Source organism: Bradyrhizobium sp. SZCCHNS3052 (assembly GCF_032484495.1).
GTDB lineage: Bacteria > Pseudomonadota > Alphaproteobacteria > Rhizobiales > Xanthobacteraceae > Bradyrhizobium.
Map to the genome: position 1 here is coordinate 66,350 of NZ_JAUETB010000017.1, position 18,542 is coordinate 84,891.

Sequence of the window (18,542 nt, forward strand, 5' to 3'; positions counted from 1 at the left end):
ATCATCGCTTCTTCCCCTTCGCGAGTTCCTTCACCAGAAACTCCGTCAGCACCTCGACCCGCGCGGGGCGCGGGCCGCCGGGCGGCATCACCAGATGCATTGCGCCTTCGGGCTGGCTCCAGCCCTTCAGCACCACCTCGACCTCGCCAGACGCGATCGCGTCGCCAACGATGAAATCCGGCAGGTCCGCGATGCCGAGCCCGGCGAGCACCGCCGGCAACAGCGCCTCGCCATTGTTGACGCGCAGCTGTCCCGCCGGCCGTACGCTGGCCTGCTCGCCGGCCGCATTGGTGTAGTGCCAGACGCCGGCGGTGGAGAGATAGGCGTAGCCGAAGCATTTGTGCTCGGCGAGATGCATCGGATGCGTCGGCCGTCCGTGGCGCTTCAGATAGGACGGCGCCGCCACCGTGTAGCGCGGCATGGGGCAAAGGCGGCGCGCGACCAGCGACGAGTCCGGAAGCCGCGCGATCCGCAGCGCGAGGTCGAACCCTTCGCCGATCAGATCGACGGTGGCGTCGCTCATGTGGAGGTCGATCGAGACCTCCGGATATTGCTCTAGGAACGCCGGCAGCAGCGGCGCGATCTTCTTGACGCCGAACGTCATCGGCACCGCGAAGCGCACCAGGCCGCGCGGCGTCAGCGACTGCGCGAGCGCCTCAGTCTCGGCAGCCTCGCCATCGGCGAGCAGCTGCGCGGCACGCTCGGACAGGCGCTGGCCGGCGTCTGTCAGCGCCAAGCGCCGCGAGGTGCGGTTGAACAGCCGCGTACCCAGACGCTCCTCCAGCCGGCTCACCGCCTTGGAGACGGAGGCCTTGGAGAGGCCCAGCTCCTGCGCGGCGCCGGCGAAGGAGCGCAGCTCGACGACCTTCGCGAAGATCGCCATCGCCTCGAAATCCGGAAGTCGCGCCATCGCCTTAAATCTCGTTTTTAGAAACAATAGATTTCAATAGTTTCTATTTCTATACCCCGGCCGCTCCCTTATTCCAATGCCCAACAGCACGGCGGCCCCGGCCGGCCGTTTCAACCACAGGAGCAGACCCATGATCGAATTGAAGCCCTTTGCGGCGCTGGGCGGCGCCGACCACGGCTGGCTGAAGGCCAGGCACCATTTCTCGTTCGCGAGCTACTACGACCCCAGCAACATGGGCCACGGCGCCCTGCGCGTCTGGAACGACGACGAGATCGCGCCGAACACCGGCTTCCCGGCGCATCCGCACCGGAACATGGAGATCATCACCTATGTCCGCGAGGGTGCGATCACCCATCAGGACAGCCTCGGCAACAAGGGCCGCACCGAGGCCGGCGACGTCCAGGTGATGAGTGCGGGCAGCGGCATCCGCCACTCCGAGTACAATCTGGAGCCGACCACGACGCGGATCTTCCAGATCTGGATCGAGCCGACCACCGATGGCGGCCAACCGACCTGGGGCGCCAAGCCGTTCCCGAAGTCCGACCGCTCCGGCAAGCTGGTCACACTGGCGAGCGGCTTCGCAGATGACGGCGACGCGTTGCCGATCCGTGCCAAGGCGCGCGTACTCGGCACCACGCTGAAGGCCGGCGAGACCGCCGAGTACAGCGCCGACAAGGCCCGCCACATCTATCTGGTGCCCGCAGCCGGCAGCGTCGAAGTGAACGGCGTCCGAGTCAACGCCCGTGACGGCGCCGCCATCCGCGACGAGGCCACGCTCAAGATCACCGCGCTCGAAGATTCCGAGCTGGTGCTCGTCGACGCCGCCTGACCTCTCACGCGATCCCGGCCGGGCATCCGGCCGGGACGCTCTCCCCGATCATCCTCGTCCCCACGGAGACTGCCATGACCAAGGTTCTCGTTCTCTACTACTCCGCATACGGCCACATCGAAGCGATGGCCAACGCGGTGGCCGAAGGCGCCCGCGAGACCGGCGCCACCGTCGACGTCAAGCGCGTGCCCGAACTGGTGCCGGCCGACGTCGCCAAGGCCTCCCACTACAAGCTCGACCAGGCCGCTCCGATAGCAAAGGTCGAGGAGCTCGCCGACTACGACGCGATCATCGTCGGTACCGGCACCCGCTTCGGCCGCATGGCCTCGCAGATGGCCAACTTCCTCGATCAGGCCGGCGGCCTGTGGGCCAAGGGCGCGCTCCACGGCAAGGTCGGCGGCGCCTTCACCTCGACCGCGACCCAGCACGGCGGCCAGGAGGTCACGCTGTTCTCGATCATCACCAACCTCTTGCATTTCGGCATGACCATCGTCGGCCTCAACTACGGCTTCGCCGGCCAGATGAAGCTCGACGAGGTGACCGGCGGCTCGCCCTATGGCGCCACCACCATCACCGGCGGTGACGGCAGCCGGCAGCCGAGCGCGAACGAGCTGGCGGGGGCGCGCTATCAGGGCCGCGTCATCGCCGAGACCGCAAAGAAGCTGCATGGCTGATGCGACTGGGGCGGCACTTCCGTAAACGAAGTGCCGCCCCATCTCGCAAAAGTCGGAAGGATGCCAAGGAGTCTGCAATGCCCGCCATGCTCGAACTGGTGACGCTGGCCCGGTTGGCCCGCCATCCCCTGCAGATGATAGCGCGCCGCTGGTACTGCAAGAGCCTCTACCGCGCCAGCCGCGGCCAGCGCCGCTGCCCGGAATGCACGGCCGCTACAGCGGCTTGATCTGCACCTTCCTGAACTTCACGACGCCCGAGCCGTACTGCAGGGCGATCGGTCCCGCCGCGTGCTTGCTGTCGTCGACATCGGCGGTCTTCTCGCCGTTGAGGATCACGGTCAGCCGCGTGCCCTTGGCGGTGATCTCATAGGTATTCCACTTGCCGCCGGCCTTCGGCATCGGATCGACCTTGGACACGTCGACGATCGCGCCGGTGCCGTATTTCGGATCGGGCCGCTTGTCGAAGATGTTGACCTCGTAGCAGATGTTGGAGTCGATCTTCGCCGACTGGTCGCAGCGGATGAAGATGCCGCTGTTGGCGGCGTCATCGACCCAGAACTCGGCCTTGATCTGGAAGTCCTTGTAGCTCTCCTTGGTCACCAGATACGATGGATCCTTGCCATCGAGCTTGTCGGCCGACAGCGCGCCGTCCTTCATCTCCCAATTGGCCTTGCCGACCTCGGTGAAGTCGGCCTTGGTCGTGGAGTCGACCAGGGTCACCCAGCCGTCATCGGCCAATGCCGCTCCCGTCATGCCTGCGCCCGCAATCAATAGTCCGGCCGCGAGCCCTCTCAAGCGATACCGCATCGAAACTCCTCCCTGATTTCTGTTTCGTTCGTCGCCACGATAGCAAAGCGCCGGACAATGCAAACGGGTTTCGATGCTGCACCTGCTCTATCGTCTCCTCCAACTACACCGCCGTGGCGCGCGCAAAATCGACATAGATCTCGCGCAGCCGCGCCGCCACCGGTCCCGGCTTGCCGTCGCCGACGGGCTTGCCGTCGATCGTGACCACCGGCTGCACGAACGAGCTCGCGCTGGTGATGAAGGCTTCCTTCGCCGCGAGCGCCTCCTCCACCGTGAACAGCCGCTCCTCGACCTTGAGCTGGCGCTCCTCGGCGAGCTTCACCACGGCCTTGCGGGTGCAGCCCGGCAGGATCGCGTTCGAGTTCGGCCGCGTCACGATGACGTCGTCCTTGGTCAGGATGAAGGCCGAGGACGAGCCGCCCTCGGTGACATGACCGTCCTCGACCATCCACGCCTCGCCGGCCCCGGCCGCGGCGGCCGCCTGCTTCGCGAGCACCTGCGCCAGCAGCGCCACGCTCTTGATGTCGCGGCGCGCCCAGCGGATGTCGGGCACGGTGATGACGCCAATTCCCGTCTTCGCCGAGGGCGCATTGATGATGTCCTTGGCGGTGACGAACATCACCAAGGTCGGCTTGACGTCGCCCTTGGGAAACGGGAAGTCGCGGCCCTTGTCGGCGCCGCGCGTCACCTGCAGATAGACCATACCCTGGTCGAGCCGGTTGCGTGCGACCAGCTCCTTCTGCAGCTCCTCGATCCGCGCCAGGCTCTCCGGCAGCGCCAGCCCGATCTCGCCGACCGAGCGCTTCAGGCGGGCAAGATGCGGGGCACTGTCGACCAGCTTGCCATCGAGCACCGCCGCCACTTCGTAGATGCCGTCGGCAAACAGGAAGCCGCGATCGAGGACCGAGACCTTGGCCTCGGACAGGGGCACGAAGGCGCCGTTGACGTAAGCGATCGGGTCCAAGGACGTGTCTCCATTCTCATCTGCGCACGCAAAGCCATCTGCGTACACCAATTGTTACTCTCGCCGTCATTCGGGGGCGATGCGCAGCATCGAACCCGGAATCTCGAGATTCCGGGTTCGCCCTGCGGGCGCCCCGGAATGACTCACCGGACTAATGCGACAGGATTTTCGACAGGAACTGCTGCGCGCGCTCGCTGCGCGGCTGGCCGAAGAACTCCTCCTTCTTGGCGTCCTCGACGATCTCGCCGCGGTCCATGAAGATGACGCGGTGGGCGACCTTCCTGGCGAAGCCCATCTCGTGGGTCACGACCATCATGGTCATGCCCTCGCGGGCGAGATCAACCATGACATCGAGCACCTCGCTGATCATCTCCGGATCGAGCGCCGAAGTCGGCTCGTCGAACAGCATCGCGATCGGATCCATGGCGAGCGCACGTGCGATCGCCACGCGCTGCTGCTGGCCGCCGGAGAGCTGCGCCGGAAACTTCTGCGCCTGCTCCTTGAGACCGACGCGATCCAGGAGCTTCATGCCCTTCGCGGTCGCTTCCTCATGGCCACGACCCAGCACCTTCTGCTGGGCGAGGCAGAGGTTGTCGATGATCTTGAGATGCGGAAACAGCTCGAAGTGCTGGAACACCATGCCGACCCGCGAGCGCAGCTTCGGCAGGTTGGTCTTGGAATCATTGACCTTGAGGCCGTCGATCGTGATCACGCCGTCTTGGAACGGCTCCAGCGCGTTGACGCATTTGATCAGGGTCGACTTGCCGGAGCCGGAGGGGCCGCAGACCACCACCACCTCGCCCTTGGCGACCGAGGTCGTGCAGTCCTTCAGCACCTGGAAGCTCGGGCTGTACCATTTGTTGACGTGGCTGATTTCGATCATGGGAGCCGACTATCTGATGATGGAGATGCGCGACTGCAGGCGGCGGACGCCGTAGGACGCGACACAGGAGATGGTGAAGTAGACCAGGGCCGCGAACAGGTACATCTCGACCAGGCGGCCGTCGCGCTGGGCGACTTTCGAAGCAGCGCCGAGGAAGTCCGGAATCGAGAGCACGTAGACCAGCGACGTGTCCTGGAACAGCACGATGGTCTGGGTCAGCAGCACCGGCAGCATGTTGCGGAACGCCTGCGGCAACACGACGTAGCGCATGGTCTGCGCATAGGTCAGGCCGAGCGCCGAGGCCGCGGCCGGCTGGCCGCGCGAGATCGACTGGATGCCGGCGCGCATGATCTCGGAGAAATAGGCCGCCTCGAACAGGATGAAGGTGATCAGGGAGGACGCGAACGCGCCGACCTTGATCGGCCGCGACGAGCCGGTGATCCACTGCCCGATATAGGGCACCAAGAAGTAGAACCAGAAGATCACCAGAACCAGCGGCAGCGAGCGCATGAAGTCGACATAGAGCCCGGCGATAAAGCCCATCACCCGATAGCCGGACAGCCGCATCAGCGCGATCAGGGTGCCGAACACAAGACCGCCCGTCGCCGACAGCGCCGTCAAGGTCAGCGTGAAGGTCATGCCGTCGATGAAAAGATAGCTCAGCGAGCGGCGGATGACGTCGAAATCGAAATTGGCCAGCATCTCATTTGCCCGTGATGTAGCCAGGGACCGCCACCGCGCGCTCCAAGAGCCGCATGCCGATCACGACGATGACGTTGATGACGAGATACATCAAGGTGGCGGCGCTGAAGGCCTCGAACACCTGGAACGAGAATTCCTGCATGGCGCGCGCAGCGCCCGTCAGTTCGATCAGACCGATCGTGATTGCGACGGCGCTGTTCTTGACCGTGTTGAGAAATTCGGACGTCAGCGGCGGCAGGATGATGCGGAAAGCCATCGGCAGCAGCACGTAGCGGTAGGCCTGCAAGGTGGTGAGGCCGAGCGCGGTCGCCGCCAGCTTCTGGCCGCGCGGCAGCGAGCCGATGCCGGCCGCCAATTGCACGGCGACACGCGCCGACATGAACAGGCCGATGCCGACGGCCGCCGTATAGAATGGCGCATTGGGCATCTGCTTCAGCCACAGGCCGATCGTGGGCGGCAACAGCTCCGGCAGCACGAAGAACCACAGGAACAGCTGCACCAAAAGCGGCATGTTGCGGAAGAACTCGACATAGGCGAAGGCGATCCAGGTCGCCAGCTTGGACGGCAAGCTGCGCAGGATGCCGACGATCGTGCCGCAGATCAGCGCGATCACCCAGGCCGACAGCGAGGTCACGATGGTGACCTTCAGCCCCGCCAGCAGCATGTCGAAATAGGTGCCGGCCCCGGTCGGGTTCGGCTCCAGGAAGATGTGCCAGTTCCAGGTGTAGTTCACGGGGACATCCTGAGAGGGAATTAGCTCGCAAGTCGCATTACACAGTCTTTGCCAAAAACTCGCTGCGCTCCCTCCCCCCCTTGCGGGGGAGGGTCGGGGTGGGGGGTCCACACGGGCAGTCTTTCCTGAGACCCCCACCCCCGACCCCTCCCCGCAAGGGGGAGGGGAGCACATCGAATTCGGCGCGAGAGCTGCGGCCTCACGTTACGGCTTGTACGAATCCGGATCCGGCGAGTCCGACGGCTTGGCGAACTCGGCCTTCAGCTCGGCCGACAGCGGGGTGTTGAGGTTCAGGCCCTTCGGCGGGATCTTCTGCATGAACCACTTGTCATACAGCTTGGCGCCCTCGCCGCTGGTGTAGATCTTGGCGGTCGCCGCATCGACCACCTTCTTGAACTGCGGATCGTCCTTGCGCAGCATGATGCCGTAGGGCTCGGGCTTCGAGAACGCGTCCTTGGAGACGACATAGGCGGCCGGATCCTTGGAGCCGGCGACGAGGCTCGCCAGAAGAATGTCGTCCATCACGAAGGCGACGGCGCGATCGGTCTCCACCATCAGGAAGGCCTCGGCATGATCCTTGGCCGGGATGATGTTGATGCCGAGGTTGCGCGCGGCATTGGCCTCGGTCAACTGCTTGATGTTGGTGGTGCCGGCGGTCGACACGACCGATTTCCCCTTCAGATCGTCGATCGAGTTGATCTTGCTCGCCTTCTTCGAGACGTAGCGGCTCGCCGTCAGGAAGTGGGTGTTGGTGAAGGAGATCTGCTTCTGGCGCTCGGCATTGTTGGTGGTCGAGCCGCATTCGAGATCGATGGTGCCGTTGGCGAGCAGCGGGATGCGGGTCGACGACGTCACCGGGTTGAGCTTCACATCGAGCTTGTCGAGCTTGAGCTCCTTCTTCACGGCATCGACGATGCCCATGCAGATGTCGATGGCAAAGCCGATCGGCTTCTGATTGTCGTCGAGATAGGAGAACGGGATCGAGGAGTCGCGGACGCCGAGCGTAATGGTGCCGGTCTCCTTGATGTTCTTCAGGGTCCCCGTCAGGTCCTCGGCCTGCACCTGGCCGGCGCAGAGCGCGGCGGCGACGGCAAGACCGAATAGGCGAAGCTGCTTCATAACTGATCTCCTCAATCCGGCTGATCGCCGGATGCTTGCATAAACCACAGCGAACTCAAAATGGCCCCCGCCCCCGGACGATCTCCGGCCGGACGAGCGCGGGCACCATAGACCGCCCCGCGGCGGGACGTCCTCGGACGATTGCGACAAATTGCCTGTCCCGCGTCCCCTTCGACAAGACGTCCGGGCTGAAACGGCAGCGCCGAACGTTGGGATGGTAAACTACGAGGGGCTCGCAGGCCCCGCGACCAGACGAAAGTTGCAGGCGGGTTCCCGCACGCGGCAATGCAACCGCACGGCACACGGACCTCATGGTTCGAGACGCGCCGCGCCCAGCAAGCCCGCCTTCCGTCTTCCTGGCCGGCGCGCGCTCCTCACCAGACGCCAGGCGATGTGTGCGCATGCCTCCTTCTCGGCTCACAGCGGCTTCCGCAATTCACCAAGATCCCAGAACAGCCCGGCCATCAGGCCGAGCGCCTCGTCCGTGACATCCAGCAGGATGTGCTCATCCGGCGCGTGCTGCGAGCAGCCCGGATAGGAATGCGGCACCCACATGGTCGGCATCTTCAACACGTCGGCAAACACGTCATTGGGCAGCGAGCCGCCGAAGTTCGGCAGCACCGCGGGCGCCTTGCCGGTGCTCATCTTGATGGACTCCGCGGCCCATTTGATCCAGGGGCTGTCGATGTCGGCGCGCGAGGCCGCGAAACCTTGCGTCATGCTGACCTCGACCATCGGGAAGCCGTGCGCGGCGAGATGGCTCCTCACGTCCTCCACGATGCTGTCGACCTTGGTGCCGACCACGAAGCGCAGCTGCAGCACGGCGCGGGCGCGGCCGGGGATCGCATTCGCCGGCTTGTCGATATTGCCGGAGGAGATCGCGAGCACCTCGAGCGTATTCCAGGCATAGAGCCGCTCCGCCGGCGTCAGCCCCTCCTCGCCCCAATGGTCCGACAGCGCCGGCTCGTCGGCGGTCGGCTCCACCTTCACGTCGGCGAGGATGGCGCGGATGGCATTGGTGAGGCGCGGCGGCTTCAAGGTATCGAGCTTGATACGGCCATGGCCGTCGACCAGCGTGGAAATGGCATTGGCAAGGATGGTCGCGGGATTGGCGAGCACGCCGCCCCAATTGCCGGAATGGTTGCCGCCCTCGCGCAGGTTGACGTCGAGATGCAACCGGATGCCGCCGCGGCAGCCGAGAAAGATGGTGGGGCGTGCGGTCGACAGCCGCGGGCCGTCCGAGCCGATGAAGACGTCGGCCTTCAAGGCGTCGCGATGCAGATCGGCCACCCTGGCGAGATCGGGCGAGCCGATCTCCTCGCCCATCTCCATGATGAACTTGGCATTGAAGCCGAGCTTGCCGCCGCGGGCCTCGCGCACCGCGCGCAGCGCCGCCATGTTGATGCTGTGCTGGCCCTTGTTGTCGGCGGTGCCGCGGCCATAGAGACGATTGCCCGCTGGCGTCACCGCCCAGGGATCGCGGCCGTCGCGCCATTCGCCGGCCATGCCGTCGACGGTGTCGCCGTGGCCATAGCTGAGCATCGTCGGGGCGCTGTCGCTCTCGTGGTAGGTCGCGATCAGGAACGGCGACTTGCCGCTCGGCGAGGGCACGAGCTCGGAGGAAAAGCCGAGCGCTGCAAAGGACGGCGTCAGCTCGTTGGTCAGATACGCCGCGAGCTCGTCCTTGCGCTCGGGATTGAGGCTCTCGGTGCGATAGGCGACCCGGCGGCCGAGCTCGGCCAAGAAGTCACCGCTCGTCAGGCTCTGACGGGCACGGGCGATTGCATCAATCCTGGTCATGGCGCTTTTCCAGTCACAACGAAGGCGGCGTCATATCGGGATCGCGCGACGAGCGGAAGGGGCTGGGTTTGAATTCAATGCTGACATCAAGCAAGTCTCGGATTTCGGAACTTGTCGCAGAGATCGATGATGGGCGTGTGTCGGGATGCGCGCTTCCGTTCTCGCGGCGCCAGGAGCGTCCGAGGTTTGCCGGTGCGGTGCCTTCGCAAGGCGGAGGGCGCGGGGATGCCCGGCGAAGGCCTCACCCATGGCTCGCCCGCAGAAGAAAAGCAGGCGGCAGTCACCAAAGGTTCGGCCGGACGTCCGGCATTCCCCGCGCGACGGGAGTAACGCTCAGTTCACCGCGTTGCTGACCATCACCTCGATCAGCTTGGCGCCGGGGCGGCGGAACGCCGCCGAGAGCGTCGGCTGCAATTCACGAGGATCGCTGATGCGCATTGCCTCGCAGCCGAGCGAGCGGGCGAGCCCGGCAAAATCCACCTGCGGATCGACAAAATCCATGCCGATATAGTTGTCGTCACCGTGGAACGACAGCAGCCGCTGCTTGATGATGCGGTAGCCGCCATTGTTGACGATGACGACCGACAGCGGCAGCTTGTGATGCGCTGCGGTCCACAGCGCCTGGATCGAATACATCGCGCTGCCGTCGCCGGAGTAGCAGACCACGGGGCGATCGGGATTGGCGAGGCTGACGCCGACCGAGGCCGGCAGGCCCCAGCCGATGCCCCCCGAGGCGAGCGCGTGATAGTTGTAGCGGTCGCGATACGGCCACAGCGCCGTCATGTAGCGCGCCGAGGTCAGGCCCTCGTCGACCATGATGCCGTGCTCCGGCATGGCCTCGGCGACCTGCAGCGCCAGGTAGTCCGGATCGATCGGCGTCCGCTCGCGCGCCGCTTCGATCTGCGCGGCCAGCTTGCGGCGCCGCGCGCTCCAGTTCTTCGAGGACAATTCGGCCACGCGTTCCTGCGCACGCGCCTGCAGGGCCGCGCCGCCGAGCTCGCGCAAGAGCGGCGTGAGCTGAAGCAGCGTCTCGCGAACGTCGGCCTTCAGCGCGATCTCGGCACCGAAATTCTTTCCCAGCTCCCAATCGACGAGGCCGATCTGCACGATCGGCAAGCCCTCGGGCAGCGGCTCGATCTCGCTGTGCACGGACATCCGCAAGGGATCGGCGCCGAGCACGATGAGAAGATCGTGTGGCGCGAGCAGGTCGCGGACCTGCTGCTGCGCGCGCGACAATGAGCCGATGTAGCAGGGATGCTCGGACAGGAAATGCGCGCCATAGGGCGCGGACTGCTGATGCACGGGAGCGCCGATCGCCGACGCGAACTCGGCCGCCTCCCGCAGCGCATCGCTCTTGACGACCTCGTCGCCGGTGATGACCACCGGCCGCTGCGCCCTGAGAATGCGCTGCGCCAGCCCCTGCAAAGCGTCCGCGGCCGGCAACACGCGCGCATCGACCCGGGTGGAACGGCCGAGCTCGATGCCGGCTTCGGCATTGAGGATATCGCCGGGCAGCGAGATGAAGACGGGACCGGTCGGCGGCGTGGTCGCCACCTTGGCGGCGCGCCTGATGATGCGCGGCAGGTCCTCCAGCCTCGTCACCTCGACCGCCCATTTCACCAGCGGCTCGGCCATCCGCACCAGCGGGCCGTAGAGCAATGGCTCCATCAGGCCGTGGCCCTGCTCCTGCTGGCCGGCGGTGAGGATCATCGGCGTGCCGGTGAACTGCGCATTGTAGAGCGCGCCCATGGCGTTGCCGAGACCCGGCGCGACGTGGACGTTGCAGGCGACGAGGCGTCCCGAGGCGCGACTGAAGCCGTCGGCGATCGCCACCACCAGGCTCTCCTGCATCGCCATGACGTAGGTGAGATCGGGATGGTCCTTCAGCGCATGCATGATCGGCAATTCGGTGGTGCCGGGATTGCCGAACAGATGCGTGATGCCCTCATCCTTGAGCAGCGCGAGGAAGGCCGAACGTCCGGTCGTGCGGTTCTTCATGGGGCGGTGTCCTCCCGGGCTCAGGCTTATTGGTTGACGCGAACTCTCGCTCCACCGTCATTGCGAGCGAAGCGAAGCAATCCAGGGTGGCGCACGCGACTCTGGATTGCTTCGTCGCTACGCTCCTCGCAATGACGGCGGAGAGAGCGCGGACTACACCTTCGCCATCTCCTGATACACCGGATAGTCCGTGTAGCCCTTCTCCTCGCCGCCGTAGAAGGTCGGGCGGTGATAGGGCGTCAGCGGCCAGCCGTGCTGCAGCCGGGCGGGCAGGTCCGGGTTGGAGATGAAGGTGCGGCCGAAGGCGATGGCGTCGGCGAGGCCGGCCCGGATCGCGGCGTCGGCCGGCTCGCCCGTGAAGCCGCCGGCGCCGATCAGGACGCCCTTCCACACCGGCCGGAACAGAGCGATGGCCGACGGCACGTTCTGCCAGTTGACGTCGGCGCGGCCGGCGCCGGAGGAGCGCGGCTCGATCAGGTGTAGATAGGCGATGCCGAGCTTGTTGAGCGCCTCGATCGCATAGGTATAGAGCGGCATCGGCTCGGCTTCGCCGGAGCCGTTGGCGATGCCATAGGGCGACAGCCGCACGCCGACCTTGTCGGCGCCGCAGGCATCGATCACCGCCTGCGTGACCTCGAGCAGGAAGCGGCAGCGGTTCGCGATTCCGCCGCCATAGCGGTCGGTGCGCTGGTTGCTGCGGGTCTGCAGGAACTGCTCGATCAGGTAACCGTTCGCACCGTGCACCTCGACGCCGTCGAAGCCGGCGGCCATCGCATTGCGCGCGGCTTGGCCATAGGCGGCGACAAGCGCGGGGATCTCGTCGGTGTCGAGCGCACGCGGCGTCTCGTAAGCTGCGCCTTTGCCTTCCGCCGTCATCGCCTTGAGATCGTCGCCGATCGCGATCGCCGACGGCGCCACCGGCAGCACGCCGCCGGGCTGGAACGAGGAGTGCGAGACGCGGCCGACGTGCCAGAGCTGCAGGAAGATGAATCCGCCCTTGGCATGCACCGCATCGACGACCTGCTTCCAGCCGGCGATCTGCGCCGCGCTGTAGATGCCCGGCACGTTCGGGCTGCCGGTGCCGGTCGGCAGCACCGGCGAGGCCTCGGCGATGATCAGGCCGCCCGGCGTCGCGCGCTGCGCATAATACTCGACGTTGAGCGGCCGCGGCGCGAGCGTCTCCCTTGCGGCGCGCATGCGGGTCAACGGCGCCATCACGACGCGGTGCTTGAGGCGATAAGGACCGATCGTGAGTGGTGAAAACAGCGCAGGCAGCATTTCGTCCCCAGATGTCGTTGCGATTGTCGATTTGGATCATCTTGTTCGCAAAACATGATGGTGGCAATGTCCGCCCCACGTCAGTACGAGCAGACCCTCCATGCCGAAAGCGAACGCCCTGCCCTCGCTCAGCCTGCGCATCGATCTCGATGACGGCGGCCGGATCGGGCCGGGCAAGATCGCGCTGCTGGAGAACATCGCGCGACACGGCTCGATCTCTGCGGCCGGGCGCGCGATGGACATGTCCTACAAGCGGGCCTGGGACCTCGTCGACGAGATCAACCGGGTGTGCCGGCAGCCGGCGGTGGCGCGCCAGACCGGCGGCCGCAATGGCGGTGGCGCGGCGCTGACGGCGTTCGGCACGCAGTTGGTCGAACGTTACCGGCGCATCGAGCGTGACGCAGCTGACGCCGTGAAGAAGGATCTCGCCGCGCTGCGCAGCGACATCGAGAAGCCAAGGAAGACCCGCGGGGCCAGGGCCGCGTCGTAAGCCGGTTCCAGCCGACGCGATGCATCCGCGACCGGACTGATGCGCCTCGCGTTGCAGCCGCAAAAAACCGTCTTGCCGTCAGCCGGATGATCTTGCGGCCGCGCCAAGACGTCATACACCAGCATCTCGTCGTCATGCCGGAGAACCTGCCGTGTCTCACCCTGCCTTGTCCGCCGACCACACCGCCGTCGTCACCGGAGGCGCCTCCGGCATCGGGCTCGCCGCCGCCACGCGCTTCGCAGAGCGCGGCATGAACGTCTGCATCGCCGATGTCGACGAGGCCCGGCTGCGCGACGCCGCCGCCAGGCTCGCGGCTGCGGCCAAGCGTGGCGAGGCTGCGGTCATGACCGCCACGGTCGATGTGAGCAACCGGGACAGCGTGGTCGCGCTCGAAACGGCGGTGCGGCAGCGCTTCGGCGCGATCGACGTGCTGATGAACAATGCCGGCATCCAGCCGGGCAGCAAGATGCTTGCCGAGGAAAATTGGCAGCGCATCCTCGGGGTCAATCTGTGGGGCATCATCCATGGCGCGCAGGTGTTCGCGCCCAACATGATCGCGCAGAGCAAGCCGGCGCTGATCATCAATACCGGCTCCAAGCAGGGCATCACCACGCCGCCCGGCGATCCCGCCTACAACGTCTCGAAGGCCGGCGTGAAGGCGTTCACCGAGGCGCTGCAGCACGAGCTGCGCAACACGCCCGGCTGCCAGGTGACGGCGCATCTGTTCATTCCGGGCTTCGTGTTCACGCCGCTGACGGCGAATGGCCGCGTCGAGAAGCCGGCCGCCGCCTGGACGCCGGAGCAGACGGTCGACTTCATGCTGGAGCGCGTCGCGGCCGGCGACTTCTACGTGCTGTGCCCTGACAACGACGTGCCGCGCGCGCTGGACGAGCGGCGCATCCTGTGGGCGGCCGGCGACATCGTCGAGAACCGGCCGCCGCTGTCGCGCTGGCATGCCGACTACGCCGACGCATTCGCCGCGTTCGTAAAGAAATCGCCATGATCCGGCCACATCGGAGCGGCGGCGCGTAGCTGCTCCCGGTCTCATCACAAGTTCCCGGACGCGTCGGATCGTCGCAAGGCGGTCCGCGTGCGTTTGGGACGTCTACCATCGACCGAATCACTACGGTCGAACGCTCTTGCAACTCACTGATTTGCCGCGGGCGCGACGTCGCCGCCGGTCGCCGGCTCTTGAAGCGCCCTTCAACCGTCAAGCGGGGAGATGTCGCAGCTCTGCTTGAGCGCCACCCCTACGCCGCACGACAATCTGACGCAGACGCATTCCACAATCCCTGCGCGAAGCAGCCACGAAGCAGGCAGCAGATGGCCCTCATCATCCGCACCCGCGTCAGCCGCGCCGCGTTGCTTCGGCTCATCCGCAGTGGTGCGCAGCTTTGGGGAGTACGTCGGACATGTCGCGCCATCACCGTCACCATCACGACAGTCACCACGGTCACCATCATCACAGCGACCACCACCACCACCATCATCATCACGATCATCACTGCCAGCCGGCTCCTGCGCCGATGCCTCCGATGCCTCCGACGCCGCCCACACCCACGCCGCCGACGCCCGCGCTCGGCTTTGCCGATCTCGGCGTCGTCTTCAACGACGCGACGCGCTTTCTCGAAGGCGGGCTGTGGCGCAACGTGGTCGAGGAAGGCGGCCAGGGGCTTGGCAGCGTCTACAACTACACCGGCGATCTCACCGTGATTCAGGATGGTCTGAAGGCGATGGTTGCCGCCGGCCAGTTCACCGGGCAGACGCTCACCAACATCAACAAGATCCTCGCCGACATCACGGTCGCGCAGGATGCCGCGATGGCTTCGGTGACCGGCGGCGGCGCATTCGGCAGCATCGCCGCCGCGGAGACCGCGCTGCGCAACGCGCACCTCGACATCCTCAACGTCGTCAACAACGATCCGAACCTTGCGGGCAATGCGACCAACGCCGACGGCGTCACCGGCTTCCTGCAGGCGCCGGCGCTGCTGCCCGAAGGCGTGACGGCCGCAACCGCCGCCAAGGGCACACTGGCCGAGCTCGGCCTGATCTTCAACGATGCCGCCAACCGGCTGATCGGCGGCGTGAACGAAAGCAACGTCGACGTCATCCAGGACGATGTCGACGCGCTGATCGCCGGCCTCAATGCGCTGGTCGCCGCCAATCCGCTGCAGTTCGGAGGCCTGACCGGCGTGCACGCGCTCGCCATCATCGACCAGCTCGCGCTCGTCAACACCCACATCAACGGCGCGGCCGGCAATGTCGACATCGGCCGCGCGCTGAACGACGACTTCCTCGACATCATCGACATCGTCGCCGGCGACACCAATCTCGCCAACATGGCGCAGCAGAACGGCCTGAACGGCTGGAGCGGCTTCGGCGGCTTCCTCAACCCGACGCCGGCCTATCAGGACAACCAGGCACAGACCGATTTCTGGGCCATGTTCATCGCCCAGTCGAACGCGCTCGGCAAGGCTGCGATCGCGGCCGTCAATTCCGGCGACGCCGCCGCGATGGCGCAGGTCACCGCCGACCTGATGACCTTCAAGAAGGACGTCACCGATTTCGACGCGGCGCAGGGCGGCATCTTCCAGGCCCGCTTCGACAACGAGCTGCTCGGCGACCAGAGCACGCTCGGCGCCGAGATCGCCAAGATCCTGGAGGGTTTCCAGGCCGGCAACAAGGCGCTGGTCGCCGCGGCCGCCGACCAGATGCACCAGAACGCAGCCGATGTCGGCGGCAACAACATCCCGGTCAATGGCGGCGCCTACAATGTCGACGGCACCACGATCGGCCAGGTGCTGGCGACCACCGGCGGCGGCAACAGTGCCGACGCCGCCGCGCTGCTGGCCGCGGTCACCAGCGCGCCCGCCTCGAACGTGATCATGCTTCCCAGCGCCGCGCCGGCAGCACAGGCCAGCGCCGCTCCGCCAACCCTGGTCATGGACGGTCCGATGATGGAGGGGCCGATGATGGAGATGTCACAGCATCAGCATCATCACATGTGGGCGTGATCACCTGTCGCTCGGGCGCCTGCACCAGCAGGCGCCTGACGAGCGCGAGCGCGGTTTCCGTGGCCGGATCGGCCGAGATCACGGAGACCGCGAGCACGATGAGGTCGACCGGCTGGTGCGACAGCACGATCACATGCGTCGCATGCCGCGCATCCATCAGCGCCACCATGCGCTCGACGGCGGGGTCGGTGGCCGCCCGCCGCCACGGCGCATCGGCCCGGCGCAGCACGCGGCTTGACGCGAGAAAGTCGCGCAGCAGCGGCGGATCATAGGCGGTCAGCTCAACCTCGCGACAGCGGCGTGCGCTTTCGAAGACCGGCTGGCGCGTGAGCTCGGCGATCAGTTCGTCGCGCGTCGCCGCGATCGACGCCCCGATCGAGTCGAGCACGCCCGGCTCGCGGGCTTGCAGCATCGCGCGCAAGGCATCGCCGATCAGCCCGATCGTGAGCACGCCGGCCACCGCGACCGCGCAGAAACGCATCAGTTGCGCCGCATCGACGTCCGGCGACAGCGCGGCCGCGGCAGCGCCGAGCAGGGCGGCGCCGAGGATCCGCAACAATGTCAGCAGCCCGCCCTGACGCTGCGTCTCCGCGCTGGCGCCGGCGATCAGGATCGCGGTCACCGCCAGCAGCGCGCCCAATGCACCGAGCCGCACCGGCATGCTCGGCGCCAGCACGCGGAAATCGGTGATGATGAAGGGGATGACCATGATGGCGCCGGAGGCGACGCGATCGATGGCGCGGTTCTCCCAGGCCAGCAGGCTCGCGCGGTCGCGGCGAAGCAGCAGCCAGGCGCAGGTCGCAAAGCCTGCGAGCTGAAAGGCTGACAGCACGACCGTGTGGTGGCTTTCGAACTCGACCGGACCGAGCGCGCCGGCGAGCGCGAGCACCACGCCGCCGGCCAGCGCGATCGCCTTGAGCGCGCGATGCGCGTGTCGGCGCAGCAGACCTTCCGTCACCACCAGCGCGCCGAGCGGGATCAGCGCCGCCGGAATCAGCGAGATGCGGTCGAGAAAAGCACTGTCCATCCACCATGCGATGCCGCGCAACAGGAACAGCGAGGCGACCAGCGCGAGCAGAGCGACGAGCCGCGCCGTCAGCGGTCCATGGGAATCGCGCCGGTGCAGCATCGCCGCGGCAACCGCGAGACCGATCGCGCCGCAGAGGTTGACGACGGAGTCCGCAACGATGCCGGCCGTCATGGCGCGGGCTCGCCGGGCTGCAGGCGCGGACGCAGCGTGCCGAACGTCCTGGTGTCGTCGAGCCAATGTACCAGCGGCAGGATCATCCGCTGCAGCGCCAGCACGCCCGAGGTCGCCAGCAGCGCCGGCAGCGAGCCCGAGGGGATTTCGCGCAGCAGATAGCGCCGGGCGGCGGCGAGATCGATCCGGCCGAGCTGCAGCAGGTCGTCGCCCCTGGTGTAGTCCAGCTCGCGCGCGCAGAAGCCGTTGTAGACGGCGTCGCGATGCTTCGGCGCATCGTCATACGTCTTCTTGAGCGCGTCGGAGCCGCCGGTATAGGCGTTGGTGATGACGAAGCGCTGTTCGTCGAACCCGGCCTCGTCGCCGACACCGAACACCGCGCGATGCGCCCGCATGATGCCGCGCGCGAGCTGAAGATGTGCAAAGCTCTGTCGGGCCTGCGGCAGCGGCGACGGATAGACGTCGGAGAAGGTCTCGCAGACCATGCCGGCCACCGCCGGCACCTGCGTGACGTTGGAGATCCATTTCGGCCGCAGCCCGTCGCGGACGAACAGCAGCAGCGTCGTGAGGCCGTAGAGCACGCCGGACAGGCCTTTGCCACGCGCTTCCGGATCGACCATGACCAATCCGAGATGGATCACCTGCTGGCTGTCGCCATCGCGCTCCACCTGCATCACCGCGAGCGCATTGAAGGCGATCGGCCGGCCGCCCGCCTCCTCCGACACCACCGTGATGATGGCGCGCGCGAGCGGCTCGCGCGCTCCGGAGAAGATGCCGTAGGTGAGCTCGCCGGCGGGCAGCGTCTTGCCGGCAATGGTGCGGAGATCGGCCACGAGCGCCGCCAGCGCCGCATCGTCCAGGGTCGTGCCCGGGCTCTCGACGATGCGCGTGCGCAACTCCGCATGGGTGCGTAGCGACAGGTCCATCGCCTCCTGGCCGAGCGCGGTCAGCCAGAAGCCGATGCTGCGTCGGATACGCCCCACTGCTGCGACGATGTTCATGCCTCAACCTAGCACGGCGTGATCAGAAGCGGCGCAGCCGGGATCACGGCCGCCCTGGCCGCCTTATGCCCTGGTGCTGTTAATTCACGATAACGACGCGGGACGGAGCGTGAGCGAGGGTAACCGCAGGTTGAACGAC

At 66.5% G+C, this 18,542-nt stretch carries 19 protein-coding genes; 6 read left to right on the plus strand and 13 right to left on the minus strand.

What is annotated here, in order from left to right:
* Nucleotide 1 precedes the first annotated feature (1 nt).
* Nucleotides 2–910 carry a LysR family transcriptional regulator gene (locus QX073_RS32150; RefSeq protein ID WP_315716640.1) on the minus strand — a complete coding sequence of 303 codons (909 nt, stop codon included), beginning with the start codon at nucleotides 908–910 and terminating at the stop codon, nucleotides 2–4.
* Nucleotides 911–1,040: 130 nt separating this feature from the next.
* On the opposite strand from QX073_RS32150, the gene QX073_RS32155 reads away from it, so the two are divergent.
* From QX073_RS32155 to QX073_RS32165, 3 genes are all read left to right on the plus strand, one after another.
* The gene (locus tag QX073_RS32155; protein ID WP_316201661.1) at nucleotides 1,041–1,739 is read left to right on the plus strand and encodes a pirin family protein; all 699 of its coding nucleotides are present in this window, start codon (nucleotides 1,041–1,043) and stop codon (nucleotides 1,737–1,739) included.
* 74 nt (nucleotides 1,740–1,813) lie between these two features.
* Nucleotides 1,814–2,413 (plus strand): NAD(P)H:quinone oxidoreductase, encoded by a 600-nt coding sequence (gene wrbA / locus QX073_RS32160; protein ID WP_315825412.1) that lies wholly within the window; start codon nucleotides 1,814–1,816, stop codon nucleotides 2,411–2,413.
* Between the two features lie 77 nt (nucleotides 2,414–2,490).
* Nucleotides 2,491–2,640 (plus strand): hypothetical protein, encoded by a 150-nt coding sequence (locus tag QX073_RS32165; protein ID WP_315753383.1) that lies wholly within the window; start codon nucleotides 2,491–2,493, stop codon nucleotides 2,638–2,640.
* Here the strand turns inward: QX073_RS32165 and QX073_RS32170 are convergent.
* From QX073_RS32170 to QX073_RS32210, 9 genes are all read right to left on the minus strand, one after another.
* Nucleotides 2,627–3,220, minus strand: coding sequence for a DUF1080 domain-containing protein (locus tag QX073_RS32170; protein ID WP_315753381.1), 594 nt, complete (start codon nucleotides 3,218–3,220; stop codon nucleotides 2,627–2,629). The genes QX073_RS32165 and QX073_RS32170 overlap by 14 nt on opposite strands.
* Nucleotides 3,221–3,323: 103 nt before the next feature.
* The gene (locus QX073_RS32175) at nucleotides 3,324–4,184 is read right to left on the minus strand and encodes a D-amino-acid transaminase (RefSeq protein WP_316226963.1); all 861 of its coding nucleotides are present in this window, start codon (nucleotides 4,182–4,184) and stop codon (nucleotides 3,324–3,326) included.
* Between the two features lie 151 nt (nucleotides 4,185–4,335).
* Entirely contained in the window at nucleotides 4,336–5,067 is a 732-nt protein-coding gene (locus tag QX073_RS32180; protein ID WP_315753377.1) for an amino acid ABC transporter ATP-binding protein, read from the minus strand.
* Between the two features lie 9 nt (nucleotides 5,068–5,076).
* Nucleotides 5,077–5,769 (minus strand): amino acid ABC transporter permease, encoded by a 693-nt coding sequence (locus tag QX073_RS32185; RefSeq protein WP_315736525.1) that lies wholly within the window; start codon nucleotides 5,767–5,769, stop codon nucleotides 5,077–5,079.
* Nucleotide 5,770: 1 nt separating this feature from the next.
* Nucleotides 5,771–6,502: an amino acid ABC transporter permease gene (locus tag QX073_RS32190; protein WP_315736524.1), complete on the minus strand. Its 732-nt coding sequence runs from the start codon at nucleotides 6,500–6,502 to the stop codon at nucleotides 5,771–5,773.
* Nucleotides 6,503–6,706: 204 nt separating this feature from the next.
* Nucleotides 6,707–7,621, minus strand: a complete 915-nt coding sequence (locus QX073_RS32195) for an amino acid ABC transporter substrate-binding protein (protein WP_315753374.1) — start codon at nucleotides 7,619–7,621, stop codon at nucleotides 6,707–6,709.
* Nucleotides 7,622–8,038: 417 nt separating this feature from the next.
* Nucleotides 8,039–9,421, minus strand: a complete 1,383-nt coding sequence (locus QX073_RS32200; protein ID WP_316226964.1) for a M20 family metallopeptidase — start codon at nucleotides 9,419–9,421, stop codon at nucleotides 8,039–8,041.
* A gap of 333 nt (nucleotides 9,422–9,754) precedes the next feature.
* Nucleotides 9,755–11,419: a thiamine pyrophosphate-binding protein gene (locus QX073_RS32205; protein WP_316226965.1), complete on the minus strand. Its 1,665-nt coding sequence runs from the start codon at nucleotides 11,417–11,419 to the stop codon at nucleotides 9,755–9,757.
* Nucleotides 11,420–11,572: 153 nt separating this feature from the next.
* A complete protein-coding gene (locus tag QX073_RS32210) occupies nucleotides 11,573–12,697 on the minus strand; it encodes an alkene reductase (protein WP_316226966.1) in 1,125 nt (374 codons plus the stop codon).
* Nucleotides 12,698–12,797: 100 nt separating this feature from the next.
* On the opposite strand from QX073_RS32210, the gene QX073_RS32215 reads away from it, so the two are divergent.
* Nucleotides 12,798–13,187 (plus strand): winged helix-turn-helix domain-containing protein, encoded by a 390-nt coding sequence (locus QX073_RS32215; RefSeq protein ID WP_316184228.1) that lies wholly within the window; start codon nucleotides 12,798–12,800, stop codon nucleotides 13,185–13,187.
* A gap of 151 nt (nucleotides 13,188–13,338) precedes the next feature.
* Complete coding sequence (locus tag QX073_RS32220; RefSeq protein WP_316226967.1) at nucleotides 13,339–14,190, plus strand: SDR family NAD(P)-dependent oxidoreductase; 852 nt, start codon at nucleotides 13,339–13,341, stop codon at nucleotides 14,188–14,190.
* Nucleotides 14,191–14,437: 247 nt separating this feature from the next.
* Here QX073_RS32220 and QX073_RS32225 read toward each other — a convergent pair whose 3' ends face one another.
* Nucleotides 14,438–14,692, minus strand: a complete 255-nt coding sequence (locus QX073_RS32225) for a hypothetical protein (protein WP_316226968.1) — start codon at nucleotides 14,690–14,692, stop codon at nucleotides 14,438–14,440.
* Nucleotides 14,693–14,722: 30 nt separating this feature from the next.
* Between QX073_RS32225 and QX073_RS32230 the strand changes: the two genes are divergently transcribed.
* On the plus strand, nucleotides 14,723–16,201 hold the full coding sequence (locus QX073_RS32230; protein ID WP_316184231.1) for a hypothetical protein: 1,479 nt from the start codon (nucleotides 14,723–14,725) through the stop codon (nucleotides 16,199–16,201).
* Here the strand turns inward: QX073_RS32230 and QX073_RS32235 are convergent.
* A complete protein-coding gene (locus QX073_RS32235) occupies nucleotides 16,128–17,402 on the minus strand; it encodes a hypothetical protein (RefSeq protein WP_315825419.1) in 1,275 nt (424 codons plus the stop codon). The two genes, QX073_RS32230 and QX073_RS32235, sit on opposite strands and share 74 nt — an antisense overlap.
* On the minus strand, nucleotides 17,399–18,403 hold the full coding sequence (locus QX073_RS32240; RefSeq protein ID WP_316226969.1) for a hypothetical protein: 1,005 nt from the start codon (nucleotides 18,401–18,403) through the stop codon (nucleotides 17,399–17,401). The genes QX073_RS32235 and QX073_RS32240 overlap by 4 nt, the downstream gene beginning before the upstream one ends.
* Nucleotides 18,404–18,542: the final 139 nt, after the last annotated feature.